The organism is Catellatospora bangladeshensis (assembly GCF_016862575.1).
GTDB classification, from domain to species: domain Bacteria; phylum Actinomycetota; class Actinomycetes; order Mycobacteriales; family Micromonosporaceae; genus Catellatospora; species Catellatospora bangladeshensis.
The window spans coordinates 85,534-100,636 of the sequence record NZ_BONF01000047.1 but is presented as its reverse complement, the minus strand read 5'-3'; the positions used below and the strand labels follow the sequence as shown (position 1 = coordinate 100,636).

Below are 15,103 nucleotides of genomic sequence, written 5' to 3'. Positions count from 1 at the left end.
AAACCCAGCCCGCGGCTCAAACCCCTTCACACCTGGCCGCCTGCGCACACAGCCGAACATCCGCCGCACAAGGACTGCCCACCGCAGGCAGACCGCCGAACGGCGACAACCCGAATACCGGCCGACAACAGGCGAAGCACCACATACCGACAATACATGCCCCTACATCAGCACCCCCAGCGGGCGAGCCCGCAGCGGCGCCCCCATCGCCCCACCATCAGACACCACACATGGCGACGCATGACTACACCTGTCGACAAACACCGGAGCAGTTCGCATCCCTACACTGCTTGCTATGCCCAGCAGCGCAGCGGCGGACGTGACTCGGATCCTCGTGAACGGACGATCCCACCCGATCGAGCACGCCGACGAGCCGCTGCTGTGGGTGCTGCGCGACGAGCTGGGCCTGACCGGCACCCACTACGGCTGCGGCATCGGCGCGTGCGGCTGCTGCACCGTGCTGGTGGCCGGGGAGCCGGTGCGCAGCTGCCAGGTCACCGCCGCATCGGTCGGCGAGCGCCCCGTGACGACCATGGAGGGTCTCGCCGAGCGCGGCCCGGACGGCCAGGTGACCGCGCTGCACCCGGTGCAGCAGGCGTTCCTGGAGACGCCGCTGCAGTGCGGCTGGTGCCTGCCGGGTCACATCCTGTGCGCGGTCGCGCTGCTCAACCGGAACCCGGCGCCCGACGAGGCCGCCATCGCCGAGGCCGCGCAGCCCAACCTGTGCCGGTGCGGCGGCTACAACACGATCAAGGCGGCGGTCGCCCGCGCGGCCGAGCTGGCGCGCAGCTCATGACCGGCCCCTACGAGTCGTACGGCCGCCGCCTGCGCCGGCGGGCCACCCGGCGCCGGCTGCTGATCGGCGCCGGTGCCACGGTGGGTGCGCTGGTCGTGGGCGTGCCACTGGCCGTGGAGTACGGCCGCCCGGCGCTGGCGGAGTGGATGCTGGGGCGCGGCACCGGCCCGGCGGAGATCCCCGAGTCGTCGCTGGTGTGGTTCGAGCTGACCGGCGACGGCGTCACCGTGTACGTGCCGAAGATCGAGATGGGACAGGGCGTCCACACGGCGCTGGCCCAGATCGCGGCCGAGGAGCTGCGGGTGCCGCCGGAGCGGCTGGCCGTGGTGCAGGCCGACACCGCGCGCGGGTTCCCGGCGCAGACCCTGTTCACCTTCGGCTCCACGTCGGTGGCCTCGCTGTACACCCCGATCCGCGAGGCGGCCGCCGCCGTACGCGAAATGCTCGCCCTCGAAGCAGCCCGCCAGCTCGGCGTCGACGCGAAGGCGCTGACCGCCGCCGACGGCGCGTTCCAGGTCAGCGGGACCGGCCGCAGGCTCGCCTACGGCGAGGTGATCAGCGCGCACAGCGGGCCCTGGCAGGAGCCCCCGAAGCAGCCGGAACTGCGCCCGGTGCAGGAGTTCACCAGCATCGGCCGGTCCGCGCCGCGCGTCGACTTCCGGGCCAAGCTGCTCGGCGAGGCGGTGTACGGCTACGACGCGCGCCTGCCGGACATGGGCTACGGCGCGTACGCCGTCCCGCCCCGGTTCGGGGCCGAACTGCTCGACGCCCAGCCGGGCGACGCCGCCGGCATGCCGGGGGTGCAGCAGGTCGTCATCGACCTGCCCGCCGGATTCGCGGGCGTGGTCGCCGACACGAGGACCAGGGCCTGGGCCGCGCTGAACGCCCTGCGGCTGCGCTGGAGCGAGGGCAGCCGCACCGACACGGCAGCCGTCGAAGAGCAGGTCACCGCGAGCCACGGCGTGGTGCTGCGCCGGGACGGCTCGATCAGCCGGGCGCTCGCCGAGGGCACCCGCGTCGAGGCGGCGTACCGTACGCCGCTCGCGGCGCACGCGCACCTGGAGCCGCTGGCGGCGCTGGCCCGGGTCGAGCCCGGCGCGGGCGGCCGGGTGGAGCTGTGGGTGCCGACGCAGAGCCCGGGGTCCGTGGTGGAGGACGTACGCGCGGCGCTCGGCGAGCAGCGCGAGGTCGTGCTGCACGTCACCCAGCTCGGCGGCTCGTTCGGGCGCAAGGGCGGCCAGCACCTCGCCGTCGCGGCCGCCCGGCTGTCCGCGGCCGCGGGCAGGCCGGTGCACGTCGGCTGGACCAGGGACACCGACATGCGGCAGGGCTTCTACCGCCCGCCGACGCACACGGTCATGCGCGGCTCGGTCGGCACCGACGGGCGCATCCGGGGCGTGGAGCAGGTCACCGCCGCCGGGGACATCATCTGGGCGGTCGCCGGGCTGCCCGAGCCGGTGCGCGACCTGCTCGGCTTCGACCCGGGCGGGCTGCTCGGCCTGTTCCTGCCGTACGAGCTGCCCGCGTACCGGCTGGTGAACCGCCGCGAGCAGCTGCCCGTGCCGACCGGGCCGTGGCGCGGGCTGGGGCTGATGCCGAACACCTTCGCGCTGGAGAGTTTCGTCGACGAGCTGGCGGAGGCCGCGGGCGCCGACCCGCTGGAATTCCGGCTCGCGCACCTGAGCGAGTCCGATCCGGAGGCACGACGGCTGCGTACGGTCCTGCGTACCGCGGCGCAGATGGCCCGCTGGGGTGAGCCGCTGCCGCCGGGGCGCGGGCGCGGCATCGCCTGCTCGGGTGACGTCGGCACGGTGGTCGCGATGGTCGCCGAGGTCGACCTGTCGGGCGGGCGGCTGCGGGTCACCGGGATGGACGTCGCGGTGGACTGCGGGCTGGTGGTCAACCCGGCCGGGGCGAAGCTGCAGGCCCAGGGCTCCGTGGTGATGGGACTCAGCTCGGCCCTGCGCGAGGAGCTGCGGATCGAGGACGGCCAGGTCGTCTCCGACAACTTCGACAGCTACCCGATCATCGACATGGCGAGCACACCCCCGATCCGGGTGACCTTCACCGGCGACGGCGAGGTGCCGCAGGGCATGGGCGAGCCGGTCATCGGCCCGGTGCCCGCCGCGGTGGCCAACGCGGTCCGGGCGGCCGGCGGGCCACGCCTGCGGACGCTGCCGCTGCGCCCGTGAGCGTCGGCCGCTCGCACCCGCCGCACGAGCGGCCGCATACGCCAACGCCGCCGGGCGCGGCCGTCGGCATGATCCGGCAGCCCGCACAACACGATCGGCATGCACCGGCGGGACCGCCGCTAAAGTCAGCGGCATGGGCGTGGACATCGAGGTCGTGCGGGACGTCACCGACGAGGTGGTGGCGGCGTTCGCGCGGCTGCTGCCGCAGCTGACCGGCTCCGCCGCCGCACCCGACGCGCGGCAGCTGCGGACCCTGGTCACCTGGCCGGGACACCGCCTGCTCGTCGCGCGCGTGGACGGGCGCATCGTCGGCGCCCTGACGCTGGCCGTCTTTCCGATCCCGTCGGGGCTGCGGGCCTGGATCGAGGACGTGGTCGTCGACGACGCGGCCCGGGGGCGCGGGGTGGGCGCCGCGCTGACCCGGGAGGCGATCCGGCTCGCGCGCGCCGACGGGGCACGGACCGTCGACCTGACCTCGCGGCCGTCCCGCGAGGCGGCGAACCGGCTCTACGAGCGCCTCGGCTTCCGGGTGCGCGACTCGAAGGTGTACCGGCTCGCGGACCAGCCGTCGTAGCCCGTGCCGTCAGGGCGCGGCCGGCCAGCGTGCCTGCCGTCAGGGCGCTTGGAAGCCGGCCTCGCCGAGCACGGCCCTGCCCCGCTCGGAGCTGACGAAGGCCAGGAACGCCTGCGCGGCGGCCCTGTTCGGGGCGTTCTTGAGCACCACGATCGGGTAGTCGTTGATCGCCTGCGCGGACTCGGGGAACTCGACGCCGTCCACATCGGCGGAGGCCGCCTTCGCATCGGTGCGGTACACCAGCGCGGCGTCGACCTCGCCGAGCCGCACCTTCTGCAGCGCCGCCTTGACGTCCTGCTCCAGCGTCACCGGCGTGACCTTCACCCCGGCCGCGCCGAGTGCCTTCTTCGCCGCCGCGCCGCACGGCACCTGCTCGGCGCACAGCGCGACCTTCAGGTCCGGCTTGGACAGCTGCTCGAGCGTGGTGATGCCCTTCGGGTTGCCCTTGGGCACCGCGATGACCAGCTGGTTCTTCACGAACACGGTCGGCGTGCCGTCGGCGTCGCCGGCGTCGACGACCGTCTTCATGGTGGCCGGGCTGGCAGCGGCGAAGAGGTCGGCCGGCGCGCCCTGGGTGATCTGGGTCGCGAGCGCCGAGCTGCCCGCGAAGTTGAACGTCACCTTCGTGCCCGTGTGCGCGGCCTCGAACTCCCGGCCGAGCTTCGTGAACGACTCGGTCAGCGACGCCGCCGCGAACACCGTCACCTCCCCGGTCGCGCCCGCCCCGGAGGCACCGGCCTGCGGCTCGCCGGAACCGCAGGCGGCCGTGCCCAGCGCCGCCATCAGCGCGAGGCCCGCCACCGCGGACCGTACCCACCAACGCATGACGTTCCTCCCCTGGCACAACGACGAGCGCCGGGCTAAGCCAACCCTCGCAGATGCGAGGACTTCTTCACCCATCAACTAGTTGTAGTACGAACCATTGGTGATTTCAACATCGCAACTGCATGATGGACACCATGACCGACCCGGCGCCGCACCGACGCACGGACGACCAGCACTACCTGACGCGGACCCGGGCCTTCTTCGCCGAACGCGCCGCGACCTGGGACGTGAAGTTCGGCGACGACATGCCCGCCTACGCCGCGGCTGTGCATGCCGCCGCCATCCCGGCCGGTGCCGCCGTGGCGGACGTCGGCTGCGGCACCGGCCGTGCGCTGCCCGCGCTGCGCGCCGCGGTCGGGCCCGGCGGCACCGTGCTCGGCATCGACGTCACCGCGGAGATGCTCACCACGGCCCGCGACCTCGGCCGCGCCGCGGGCGCGTACCTCGTGCTCGCCGACGCCCGGCACCTGCCGCTGCCCGACGCCGCGCTCGGCGCGGTGTTCGCCGCCGGGCTGCTCAACCACCTGCCCGACGCGCGTGCGGGGCTGGCCGAACTCGCCCGGGTCACCGCGGCCGGCGGGCGGCTCGTGCTGTTCCATCCCTCCGGCCGCGCCGTGCTGGCCGCCCGGCACGGCCGGACGCCCTCCCCGGACGAGCCGCTGGCCCAGACGCCGCTGCGCGAGGCGCTGCACGCGAGCGGCTGGGCGCTGGACAGCTACGACGACGGCGCGCGCTTCTGCGCGCTGGCTACTCGCACCGGGTGACGCGACGCCGCGGGCGGGCGGGCGGGCGGGCGGGCGGGCTAGGCGTACCAGAAGTCGTCGGCCTCCAGGGTCGCCGAGCGCGCCGGGGCGGCGATCTTCAGCGGCTTGCCGTGCCCGCTGAACGTGGTCGTCATCGTGAGCTTGCCGGAGTCCTCGGGATCGGTCAGCGTCAACGTCAGCGAGGTGACCCAGCCGTGCTCGTCGGTGGTGACCTGGAACGGCGTGCCGCGCAGGCCGAACCCGTACAGGCTCGGCGCGCCCACCGGCAGGAACGGGTCGTCGATCCCGTTCGGGTTGAACCAGCCCGAGTAGCCGTGCGGGCCGGTACGTTCCGCCAGGGCCACCGTGGAGATGAACTTGACGAGCCCGATCGGGTCCGCCATGTCGAAGTAGGCGAAACTCTTGGCCGACACCCGGCTCATGTCCAGCCGCACCCACTTCTTGTCACCGCCCCTGCGCGCGTAGGAGTCGGTGCCGATGTTGATCCGCTCCAGGACCTCGGGCAGCGGCCCGCCGGAACTATTGATCGTCGACCGGTACCGGCGCGCGGCGATGTCGACGGCCCCACTGCCTTCCAGCCAGTCGCCCCTGGTCAGATCACTCTTGACCGTGTACTGGTACGGCACGGTCTGCGTGCGCTGGAGCGCCGCGATCAGCTCCTGCCGGACCGAGTCGTCCATGGACGGCAGCGGGCTCGGCGAGCGGAACTTCGAGCCGGTCGGCGGTGGCTCCTCCGGGGCGGAGCAGCCACCGCCGATCAGCGCGATTCCGGCCATACCGGATATGAGCAGCGTGCGACGTCGCATCGTTCGTACCCCCGTGGTGTCGCCCTAGGTGGACGGTGCCGAAGGATAGCGAAGATCCGTTACTCGGGCGCGCCCCTTTCCTGCGGGACGGCTCAGGGCAGGCGGTGCCGGGAGAAGACCTCCCACATGAGTTCGGAGGCGGCAACCGGGTGCTCCGTCGCGTTCGGCCACTCATGGCCCATCGCCGGGATGGCGAAGACCACGTGCTCGGCGCCGTTGGCGCAGGTGGCGACCCGCCGCTCGGCGCTGCCCTGCGCGTTGCCCACCGCGGCGGCCTTCGGCGTGCCGCATCCGGCCGCGGCCGACCACGCCTCGTTGGTGCCGTCCCAGGAGGCCGCCATCTGGTCGCGCCCACCCTGGAAGGTCACCACCGACACCGCGTTGCCGGCGCCCAGCGGCGTACGCCAGGCCGGCACGTTGTCCATCCGGCCGCTGACCGGCGCGATCGCCGCGAACCGGCCGGGCAGCTCGCGGGCCAGCCGGTAGGTGAACGCTGCCCCGGCCGAGAAGCCCGCGGCGTACACCCTGGTCCGGTCCGCACCCCAGACGGTCACCAGGTGATCGGCCAGCGCGGCGAGGAAGCCGACGTCGCCGCCGGTCGGCCCGCCCGCGCCCGGATCCCACGCGCCGCCCAGGCCCTGCGGGTAGACGGCGAGGAACCCGGCCCGGTCGGCGACCGCGTTCAGGCCGCTCTGCCGGACGGCCCCGGCACTGTCGCTGCCGTATCCGTGCAGCACCAGCACCACCGGCAGGCCCGGCCGGTACGCGGCGGGCGCGTGCAGCGTGAAGTCACGCCGGACCCCGTCGTGGGCCATGGCCAGCTGGTGATCGCCGGGGCCAGGCTGCTCGGCGGGCAGGCTGAGCGCCGGGCTCGCCGCCGGGGACGGCGGTGCCGGAGTGGCCGGACCGCAGGCGCTGAGTACGGTGACGATGCCCGCGAGGGCGATGACGCGTTTCACGGCGGACCCCTGTCTCACGTCGCGAATATGTCAGAGTTGACATGTCAAAAGTTACATAGCAAGGAGGCGCCATGGGAGCCCGCGACGGTGACGATTCGGCAACGGCCGGTTCGACGCTGGGCTATGCGCTGCTCTCCCTGCTGACCCGCGGCCCGGCGACCGGCTACCAGCTCGCGAGCAGGGTGAAGGCGCCGATCGGCCACTTCTGGACGGCCAAGCACAGCCAGATCTACCCGGAGCTGGCCCGGCTCGCGGCCGCCGGGTGGGTGCGCGCCGCCGAGGAGGCCGGACCGGGTCCCCGCGCGAAGAAGACGTACGAGCTGACGCCCGATGGGCTCGCCGCGCTGCGGGCCTGGCTGGTCGTGCCGCCCGTGGCGCAGCCGCGCAGCGAGATCACGCTGAAGGCGTACGCGGCCAACAGCGGCGACCCGGCGGCGATGGCGGCGCTGTACGGCGGCCTCGCCGCGCAGGCCGCGCGCACCCTGGCCGAGTACGAGCAGGACGCCGCGGACATGCGCGCCCAGGGCATGGACGACCCGGCGCACCCCCGGTTCGGCAACTACGCCGTGCTGCTCATGGGCCTGGAGTCGCAGCGCGTCGTGCAGCGCTGGTCAGCCTGGCTCGCCGCGTCGCTGGACGGCGGCGCGCCGGTGCCCTACCCCCACCCGCCCGCGCCGCGGGACAATGGATATTGAGTGGTCGAAAGGTGCCGGGCTCGGCACACTCCTGTGTCGGCACCGACTACGGGGGGACACACCACATGCCATTCCAGACCATCACCGGCACCACGGCGCCGCTGCGGCTGTGGGCCGATCCCGCGGGCGTCGACGAACGGGCCATGGAGCAGCTGCGCAACGTCGCCGGCCTGCCGTGGACCCACTCGGTCGCGGTCATGCCCGACGTGCACGTCGGCATCGGCGCGACGGTGGGCTCGGTCATCGCGATGCGCGGCGCGGTCGCGCCCGCCGCGGTCGGCGTCGACATCGGCTGCGGCATGACCGCCCAGCTGACGTCGCTGCGCGCCCACCAGCTGCCCGAAGACCTGGGCAAGCTGCGCGCGGAGATCGAGAAGGCCGTGCCGGTGGGCCTCGGCCTGCACAAGCACTCGGTCGACGTCGACCACCTGAACACCGGGCTGCGCGGCTGGCACCGCTTCTGGACCGACTTCGACGACCTGTCGGCCCAGCACGTGCTGCGCCGCAAGGGCCGGGCCATGCAGCAGCTCGGCACCCTCGGCGGCGGCAACCACTTCATCGAGGTGTGCCTGGACGGCGAGGACCGCGTCTGGCTGATGCTGCACTCCGGTTCCCGCGGCATCGGCAACGACCTGGCGCAGTACCACATCGCCAAGGCCAAGGACCTGCCGCACAACGCCGACCTGGCCGACCCGGACCTGGCCGTCTTCGTCACCGGCGAGCCCACGATGGACGCCTACCGGCGGGACCTGTTCTGGGCGCAGGACTACGCCCGGCGCAACCGCGCGGTGATGATGGCGCTGCTGCGTGACGTGGTGCGGCGGCAGTTCAAGAAGGCCGAGTTCGAGCCGGAGATCTCCTGCCACCACAACTACGTCGCGGAGGAGGTCCACGACAAGCAGGAGCTGCTGGTCACCCGCAAGGGCGCGATCCGCGCCGGCCGGGGCGACCTCGGCATCATCCCGGGCTCGATGGGCGCCTCGTCGTTCATCGTGCGGGGGCTCGGCTCGGCCGAGTCGCTGCACTCGGCCTCGCACGGGGCCGGGCGCAGGATGAGCCGGACCCAGGCCCGCAAGCAGTTCAGCGCCAAGGACCTGGCCGAGCAGACCCGGGGCGTGGAGTGCCGCAAGGACAGCGGCGTGGTCGACGAGATCCCGGCGGCGTACAAGGACATCGACGAGGTCATGGCCCAGCAGTCCGATCTGGTCACCGTCGTCGCCCGCCTCAAGCAGATCGTCTGCGTCAAGGGCTGACCACAAAAGGAAGGGCACCTTCTTAACGCTATGCGTAGATGAAGGTGCCCTTCTTAACCTTTGCACCCTTGCCAGCGCCAACCGGACAGGCTCACCATAGGCGCATCCATTTAGATGCGTGAGATCCTTCGCCACGAGCGGCGGATCGGATGGGGAGTTTCACCATGCGCGCTCTGCGCCGCCTTCTCCTGCCCCTGTGCACGGCCGTCGCCGTCACGCTGCCCGCGATACCCGCCACGGCCGCGCCGGCCCCCGCCGCCCCGGCTTCCGGCGTGGCGTCCGCCCTGGACACGCTCGCCCGGCAGGTGGCCGGCTCGCTGTCCGATCACGCCGTCCGCGACCGGCTCGGCGCCGCGCTGCTGACCGGACCGGTCGACCTGTCCACGCTGCGGGCCGGCGCCGCCCTCACCGGCCGCGCCCAGGCGGCCGACCGTGCCGTACGCACCGCCAAGGGCCTGCCCGAGTCCACCGGCTCGCTGGTCCGCGCCCGGCTGGCCGCCGACGGGATGCGCGCGGCGCTCGCCTCCGGCGCGACCCCGCTGGTGGCGGCCGCACCGGATGACGACGAGGACGCGGCGGTCGTCGCGTACGCCCCCGACGGCCGGCGGGTCCTGCTCGACGCCCGGCGGGCCCCCGCGCAGCCCGTGATCGTCATCGAGGTGGACGTCGCCAAAGCCATGCCCGCGGGCCTGGACGTGGTGCGCCGGGAACTCGCCCGCAAGGGCGTCACCGGCACCGCCACCCGCGCCGGAGGCTACTGGGCCACCAAGGTCAACGCGGTGCGCCTGTCCGACGACGAGGAGCCCTGGATCAAGGGCGCGGCCGAGATCTACAGCATCGTCGGCGGGTTCGGCCTCGACGGCAAGGCCAAGGTCGACATCGTGCAGATGCCCTACCTCGACCACGACGGCACCACGTACTACCCCAACCAGCTGCTCGTCCACTTCTCGGCCTACAAGTACAACCTCGCCGACGTCGTGATGATGGAGGACGACGGCGACACCAACTACCAGCAGCTCGCCTCGGCCATCGCCACGGCGCTACTGACGATCTTCGACCTGGGGGTGTACATCCCGCTGGTCGACCCGATCCTGTCGGCGATCCCGACGTCCTGGTGGACGGACGACCCCGACTATGTGGACTCGTGGTACACCCTGTCCACCGGCAGCAGCGGCCGCCTCAACGGCGCCGCCGGGAACGGCTGGCTGGAGGTCGGCCCGTACTGGGTCGCCGAACTGTGACCGGGCGGCCCGCCCGCCCACCTCGGCGGGCGGGCCGTACCACGTCGGCGCACCGGTGTGGGCTGCGCGGGGAGAAATGTGCGGGGGCCGGGGCAGCGGCGGCGGTAGCGTGCGAGGGCATGGAACTGCGGGCGTACGCGAGAAGCGACGATGATGCGCTCGACCGGGTGTGGCACGCGGCCCGCACCGTGGACGGCGACGTGTCCCTGCCCGGCCCGGCCGATCTGGGCACGTCCGGGCTGGTCGCCGTCGAGGGCGGTCAGGTCGTCGGCTACAGCCGGCTCGACCGGTGGTCCGAGTCGGACGGCACCGAGATGTTCCTGGTGACCGGCTGCGTGCATCCCGCCCATCGCGGCCGGGGCCACGCCACCGCGATGCTGCGCCGCCAGGAGACGGGCGCCGCCGCGCTCGGTGCCGCGGTGCCCCAGGCGGTGCTGGGCGGCAACGCCGACGAGGGCCACACCGATGCCCAGGAGCTGCTGCGCGACCACGGATACCAGGTCGCCTTCACCGTGGTGCGGCTGAGCCGCCCGGTGGACGCCGTGCCGATCCCGCCGCTGCCGGACGGGTTGCGGCTGCGGCCGGTGCGGGCCGAGCACCACCCGGCGATCCACGCCGCGATCGAGGAGTGCTTCGCGGGCGACCGGCACGGGTTCGTCCCCGTCGGCTACGACGAATACCTGGCCGACGCGCGCGACACCGGGCTGTGGGTGGTCGCCTGGGACGGTGACGAGGTGGCCGGGCTGATCGTCAACGAGCGCCAGGACGACGGCAGCGTCGACTCGCCGTGGGTCGCGGTGCGGGCGGCGTACCGGGGGCGGGGTCTGGCCTCGGCGCTGCTGGCCCGCAGCCTCACCACGATGCGCGAGCACGGCGCGCGGACCGCGGTGATCCGGACCGTCGCGGAGAACCCGCACCACACGGTCGCCCTCTACGAGCGGTCCGGTTACCGGATCGAGCAGCGGCTGCCGCGCTTCCGCAAACCGCTACATTGTTCACTTTCATGACCTTGCGCCATCCTGCCCCGACCCTCCAGGATGTACGTCATCCATTTAGATTCATGAGATCCCGTACGGGTGCGGCCGAACATGCCGCGACCTGCGCGGACGTATAGGCTGGAGCTGGCGGGACCCGCCGCGGATCGGCATGACACGGCCTGACACCGCCGGAGGTGACCCCATGAACACCACGCTGCCCGCCCCGATCGTCGTCGGCGTCGACGGCTCACCCTGTTCCGATCTCGCCCTGGACTGGGCGATCGAGGAAGCCAGGCTGCGCCGCGCGCCGCTGCGGCTCGTCTACGTGGTCGACTCCCCCGGCCCGCGCGGCGCGTACGGCTACCTCACCGACGAGGTGACCACGTTCGGCGACGACCTGCTGGCCGGCGCCCGGGAGCTGGCCGCGGCGCGGCAGGTCCCCGCGACCACGGCCATCGTCTGCGACGACGCGGCGCACGGGCTCATCCGCGAGGCGAAGGAGGCCGCCCTGCTCGCCGTCGGCAGCCGCGGCCACGGCGGCTTCCACGACCTGCTGCTCGGCTCCACCAGCCTGCAGACCGCCATGCACGCCACCTGCCCGGTCGCGGTGATCCGGCCGCGTACCGCCCCGGATCCGGACGAGGGCAGGCGCATCGTGCTGGGCGTCGACGGCTCACCGCGCTCGGCGGCCGCCGCCCGGGTCGCGTTCGAGCTGGCGAGCCTGCACGGCATCGGGCTGACCGTGCTGCACACCTGGGTCGGCTCGCTCAGCGAGGCCACCGCCGGGCTCGACGCGCAGGACGCGCTGGAGGTCCGGGCCCGGATGGTGCTCAACGACGCGCTCGCGCCCTGGCTGTCGCGCTACCCGGAGGTCGACGTACGCAAGCTCGTGCTGAAGCAGACGGCCGCGCGAGCCCTGGTCGAGGCGTCGGCCGGGGCGGAGACGGTCGTCGTCGGCTGCCGGGGCCGGGGCGGGTTCGCGAGCCTGATGCTCGGCTCGGTCAGCCACGCCCTGGTCCACCATGCGGGCTGCCCGGTGGTGGTCGTGCACGAGTGAGGCGGATCAGCGCAGCGTCGGCACCGCGCCGTTGTCGGCCCGCTCGACGCCGACCCCGGGCAGGCCGGCGGACCAGCGTGCGGCCGCCGCCGCCAGCGTGGCCGCGTCCGGCGGGGTACGGCCCAGGCCCACCGCGTACCGGGTCACCGGTCCGGTGGTGAACGGCCGGGGCCAGGCATGCGCATCGGTCACGCCCAGCTCCTCCAGGGCGGTCAGCAGCGCCCGCATCCGGCCGCGCACCCGGCCGTGCAGCTCCTCGTCGCCGCGCACGGTGACCACCGCCCATGCGCCGTGGCGGCGGTGCAGCGGCGGCGCGGCGAGCAGCTGTGGCCACGGGTCGGCGCCCGTACGCGAAGCCGCGTCCAGCACCTCCCACGCCTGGTACAGCTCCTGTTCGAGCAGGTCCAGGCCGCCCTGCCCGAGCTGGGCGCTGCACGAGCGCACCGGGGCGCTCGGCGTCAGCACCGTGCCCTCGGGCCACCCGCCCGGCACGTCGCCGGACAGCGTCACCGGCTGCCGCCGGTCCCAGCCCGCCCAGTCCTCGAAGAAGCGGCGCAGCAGTTCCATCGGCTCGGGGAGCGGATCGCGCAGCCCGGCCACGGTCCGCGCCGCCAGCACAGACCAGGCCAGACCCGGCAGTCCGCCGAACGGCGCCGCGTCCAGCCCGCGCGCCCGCGCCCACGCCTTGACCTGCCGCGCCAGCAGCACGAACGCAGACTGGGTGCCGTCGCGGTCGCCGAGCATGTTCAGTACCGCGTCGGCGTCGCTGACCGCGCTCAGCGCGACCGCCGCGGCCTCGCCCAGCTCCTCGCGCCGCGCCACAGCCTCGGCCGGAGCGATTCCGCTGCTGCTCACCACCACCAGATCGACGTCCAGCTCCCCGACCGTGAACCGCAGTCCCGGCACTCGTGCCCCTGTGACCTCACGCAGTCCCGCCACGGCCGGCAGCGCTCCCGCGACCCTTGTGGCGACCTCGGCCGCACTGACCGTGCCGGGCAGCACCGCCACCAGATCCAGATCCGCGCCGGGCAGCTCGCAGCCCATCCGCCGGGACCCGGTCACGTGCACCGCACCGCCGCCCAGCGCTGACCTCAGCGCATCGACGACCGCAACGGCTGTACCGGCGGCGCGGTCGCTCGACGCCGCTCGCTCACCGATCCGTGTGCCATGGCGGGGCGGCCGCAACCCAGGAGATGCGCCGGCAACTTCTGGGTTGCCCCCCGCGCCGGTATGGACGCTGCCGCTCGCCTCGCCGGCAGGGTCGTCGGGCAGCCAGCGCAGCTGCCCGGTGCCGAGGGTCAGCACCGCCCGTACACGCATCGGCTCGTCACCCCGGCGCGACAGCAGTGCCAGCTCCCCCACCTGAGCGGATGATGCGCTCAGCCGGGCGGCGCAGAGTTCGGCTACGCGCTGCGGGTCCTTGGCGCGGCCCAGGGTCAGGTGCGGGGTGAAGCCCTCGGCCCGGCCCCGGCAGCGCGGGAACCGCTCGATCAGCCGGCTCCACAGCCGGGACCACGGCTCCTCCCCGGCGGCGGCCGGGTCCAGCCAGACGGTCGCGTCGTCACGGTGGCCGAACGTGTGCACCCCGTCCAGGCGTACCGCGAACGGGGCGACCTCGGCGGCGACCGCCGACAGCAGCGGCGCGGCGTCCTCGAAGCCCGCCTCGGGCACGAAGCCGAACAGCACGTTCACGTGCGGCGGCCAGCGGTGGAACGACGGGTCGTGCGCCCGGCGCAGCTCCTGCAGGGCGGGCCACAGCCGCTGCGGCGGCAGCCACGCCAGCGCGGTGCGCGCGGTCGCCGCCACGTCGAGCACGTCCATGCCGCCCCCGCAGGACAGCTCCACGGCCAGCCCGAAGTGGTCGGACGGGAACAGCCCGTCCGGCTCGGGCCGGTCCCCGAGCAGCACCGCCGTATCGGGCCGGAGCCTGCCGCGCAGCAGCACCCGGTCCAGCCGCCGGGCCTGGCCGGACAGCGACGAGATCGCCGCCAGCGGGTTGACGCCCGGGTCGAAGGTGGGCGTGTCGTCGGCCGGGCCGTGCACCTGTGACCAGGCGTCGGCCAGGCCCAGCATCGCGGTCGGGGCGGGGCCGCCGTCGTTGAAGTCGCCGGCGAGCACCAGGTCCGCGCCGATCCCGGACAGGCCCTCGGCCAGCGCGGTCAGCTCCGCCTGCCGCCGCTGGACGGCCTCGCCGGAGCGGTCGCTGCTGAGGTGGGTCGCCGCGACGACCAGCGGCCCGGCCGCGGTGTCGACCGTGACGGCGGCGGCGGCCTTGTGCGGGCCGAGCCGGTGCCAGCCCGCCTCGCGCACCGGCAGGCGGCTGAGCAGCAGCAGGCCGCCGCCGTCGAGATCGGCGGGGTCGGCCGGGTCCCCGGCCAGGGTGTAGCGCTCGCGGACCCACGGTTGGCGCAGCAGCAGGTCGAGCAGGCCGGGCTCGGCCTCCTGAAGTGCGATGACGTCGGCGTCGGCCGCCTCCAGGGCGGCGACCAGCAGGGGGCGGCGGCGCGCGGTGTCGATGCGGTCGCGGTCGTAGCGGTCCCAAAGCGTGTTCCAGGTGACCACGCGCAGCCGGGACGGCCCGGGGCCGGGCTGCGGGGACGCCGCGGGCGCCCAGCCGCGGGACGGGTCCCAGGCGTGCGGCGTACGCGGTGTGAAGAACGGCGCCGGGAGCAGCCGCTGCTCGCGGACGCGGCCCGCCGCGCTGGTGTCGAGGCGGTCGATGCCGGCCGCCCGGTCCCAGACCACCTCGCCGTCGGCCTCGACGAACAGGATGCGGTGCCAGGGGATGTCGCCGCCGGGCGTGAACGCGGGCAGCGGGACCCGCTTGGGCGCCGCGCCGCGCTGCTGTACGCCGAGCACGAACCGCTCGGGGTCGAACCGGGGGTCCCAGCGCACGCGGTGGTAGATCTGCTCGCTGGTGAACACGCCGACCCGCCGTCCCCTCGCCGATGACCGGCTACGAGT

At 74.0% G+C, this 15,103-nt stretch carries 13 protein-coding genes; 9 read left to right on the top strand and 4 right to left on the bottom strand.

The genetic code is table 11. From position 1 onward, the window contains the following. Nucleotides 1–295: 295 nt before the first annotated feature. The 3 genes from Cba03nite_RS34045 to Cba03nite_RS34035 all read left to right on the top strand — a co-directional run bounded on the left by Cba03nite_RS34045 (nucleotide 296) and on the right by Cba03nite_RS34035 (nucleotide 3,562). Entirely contained in the window at nucleotides 296–796 is a 501-nt protein-coding gene (locus tag Cba03nite_RS34045) for a (2Fe-2S)-binding protein (RefSeq protein WP_203755463.1), read from the top strand. Beyond that, nucleotides 793–2,988, top strand: a complete 2,196-nt coding sequence (locus tag Cba03nite_RS34040) for a xanthine dehydrogenase family protein molybdopterin-binding subunit (protein ID WP_203755460.1) — start codon at nucleotides 793–795, stop codon at nucleotides 2,986–2,988. The genes Cba03nite_RS34045 and Cba03nite_RS34040 overlap by 4 nt, the downstream gene beginning before the upstream one ends. Nucleotides 2,989–3,121: 133 nt before the next feature. Beyond that, nucleotides 3,122–3,562 (top strand): GNAT family N-acetyltransferase, encoded by a 441-nt coding sequence (locus tag Cba03nite_RS34035; protein ID WP_203755458.1) that lies wholly within the window; start codon nucleotides 3,122–3,124, stop codon nucleotides 3,560–3,562. A 39-nt stretch (nucleotides 3,563–3,601) separates the two neighbouring features. On the opposite strand, the gene modA is transcribed toward Cba03nite_RS34035, so the two are convergent. Next, on the bottom strand, nucleotides 3,602–4,387 hold the full coding sequence (gene modA, locus Cba03nite_RS34030) for a molybdate ABC transporter substrate-binding protein (RefSeq protein ID WP_203755456.1): 786 nt from the start codon (nucleotides 4,385–4,387) through the stop codon (nucleotides 3,602–3,604). A 134-nt stretch (nucleotides 4,388–4,521) separates the two neighbouring features. Here modA and Cba03nite_RS34025 point away from each other — a divergent pair, with 134 nt between their 5' ends. Further along, on the top strand, nucleotides 4,522–5,151 hold the full coding sequence (locus tag Cba03nite_RS34025) for a class I SAM-dependent methyltransferase (protein WP_239126223.1): 630 nt from the start codon (nucleotides 4,522–4,524) through the stop codon (nucleotides 5,149–5,151). A gap of 38 nt (nucleotides 5,152–5,189) precedes the next feature. On the opposite strand, the gene Cba03nite_RS34020 is transcribed toward Cba03nite_RS34025, so the two are convergent. Then, complete coding sequence (locus Cba03nite_RS34020) at nucleotides 5,190–5,957, bottom strand: hypothetical protein (RefSeq protein WP_203755452.1); 768 nt, start codon at nucleotides 5,955–5,957, stop codon at nucleotides 5,190–5,192. A 92-nt stretch (nucleotides 5,958–6,049) separates the two neighbouring features. After that, complete coding sequence (locus tag Cba03nite_RS34015) at nucleotides 6,050–6,934, bottom strand: CE1 family esterase (protein WP_203755450.1); 885 nt, start codon at nucleotides 6,932–6,934, stop codon at nucleotides 6,050–6,052. Between the two features lie 53 nt (nucleotides 6,935–6,987). Between Cba03nite_RS34015 and Cba03nite_RS34010 the strand changes: the two genes are divergently transcribed. From Cba03nite_RS34010 to Cba03nite_RS33990, 5 genes are all read left to right on the top strand, one after another. Further along, on the top strand, nucleotides 6,988–7,611 hold the full coding sequence (locus Cba03nite_RS34010; RefSeq protein WP_203755448.1) for a PadR family transcriptional regulator: 624 nt from the start codon (nucleotides 6,988–6,990) through the stop codon (nucleotides 7,609–7,611). A gap of 65 nt (nucleotides 7,612–7,676) precedes the next feature. Beyond that, complete coding sequence (locus Cba03nite_RS34005) at nucleotides 7,677–8,864, top strand: RtcB family protein (protein WP_203755445.1); 1,188 nt, start codon at nucleotides 7,677–7,679, stop codon at nucleotides 8,862–8,864. 164 nt (nucleotides 8,865–9,028) lie between these two features. Further along, nucleotides 9,029–10,105 (top strand): DUF3103 family protein, encoded by a 1,077-nt coding sequence (locus Cba03nite_RS34000; protein WP_239126222.1) that lies wholly within the window; start codon nucleotides 9,029–9,031, stop codon nucleotides 10,103–10,105. A 119-nt stretch (nucleotides 10,106–10,224) separates the two neighbouring features. Continuing rightward, nucleotides 10,225–11,112, top strand: a complete 888-nt coding sequence (locus Cba03nite_RS33995) for a GNAT family N-acetyltransferase (protein WP_203755439.1) — start codon at nucleotides 10,225–10,227, stop codon at nucleotides 11,110–11,112. 172 nt (nucleotides 11,113–11,284) lie between these two features. Then, a complete protein-coding gene (locus Cba03nite_RS33990; protein ID WP_203755436.1) occupies nucleotides 11,285–12,139 on the top strand; it encodes a universal stress protein in 855 nt (284 codons plus the stop codon). A 6-nt stretch (nucleotides 12,140–12,145) separates the two neighbouring features. Here Cba03nite_RS33990 and Cba03nite_RS33985 read toward each other — a convergent pair whose 3' ends face one another. Then, complete coding sequence (locus tag Cba03nite_RS33985; protein ID WP_203755433.1) at nucleotides 12,146–15,064, bottom strand: RNA repair domain-containing protein; 2,919 nt, start codon at nucleotides 15,062–15,064, stop codon at nucleotides 12,146–12,148. Nucleotides 15,065–15,103: the final 39 nt, after the last annotated feature.

Bases quoted from the DNA above. Each gene is read 5' to 3' on its own strand.
- Cba03nite_RS34045 (WP_203755463.1), top strand. From the start codon at position 296: ATGCCCAGCAGCGCAGCGGCGGACGTGACTCGGATCCTCGTGAACGGA.
- Cba03nite_RS34040 (WP_203755460.1), top strand. From the start codon at position 793: ATGACCGGCCCCTACGAGTCGTACGGCCGCCGCCTGCGCCGGCGGGCC.
- Cba03nite_RS34035 (WP_203755458.1), top strand. From the start codon at position 3,122: ATGGGCGTGGACATCGAGGTCGTGCGGGACGTCACCGACGAGGTGGTG.
- modA (WP_203755456.1), bottom strand. From the start codon at position 4,387: ATGCGTTGGTGGGTACGGTCCGCGGTGGCGGGCCTCGCGCTGATGGCG.
- Cba03nite_RS34025 (WP_239126223.1), top strand. From the start codon at position 4,522: ATGACCGACCCGGCGCCGCACCGACGCACGGACGACCAGCACTACCTG.
- Cba03nite_RS34020 (WP_203755452.1), bottom strand. From the start codon at position 5,957: ATGCGACGTCGCACGCTGCTCATATCCGGTATGGCCGGAATCGCGCTG.
- Cba03nite_RS34010 (WP_203755448.1), top strand. From the start codon at position 6,988: ATGGGAGCCCGCGACGGTGACGATTCGGCAACGGCCGGTTCGACGCTG.
- Cba03nite_RS34005 (WP_203755445.1), top strand. From the start codon at position 7,677: ATGCCATTCCAGACCATCACCGGCACCACGGCGCCGCTGCGGCTGTGG.
- Cba03nite_RS34000 (WP_239126222.1), top strand. From the start codon at position 9,029: ATGCGCGCTCTGCGCCGCCTTCTCCTGCCCCTGTGCACGGCCGTCGCC.
- Cba03nite_RS33995 (WP_203755439.1), top strand. From the start codon at position 10,225: ATGGAACTGCGGGCGTACGCGAGAAGCGACGATGATGCGCTCGACCGG.
- Cba03nite_RS33990 (WP_203755436.1), top strand. From the start codon at position 11,285: ATGAACACCACGCTGCCCGCCCCGATCGTCGTCGGCGTCGACGGCTCA.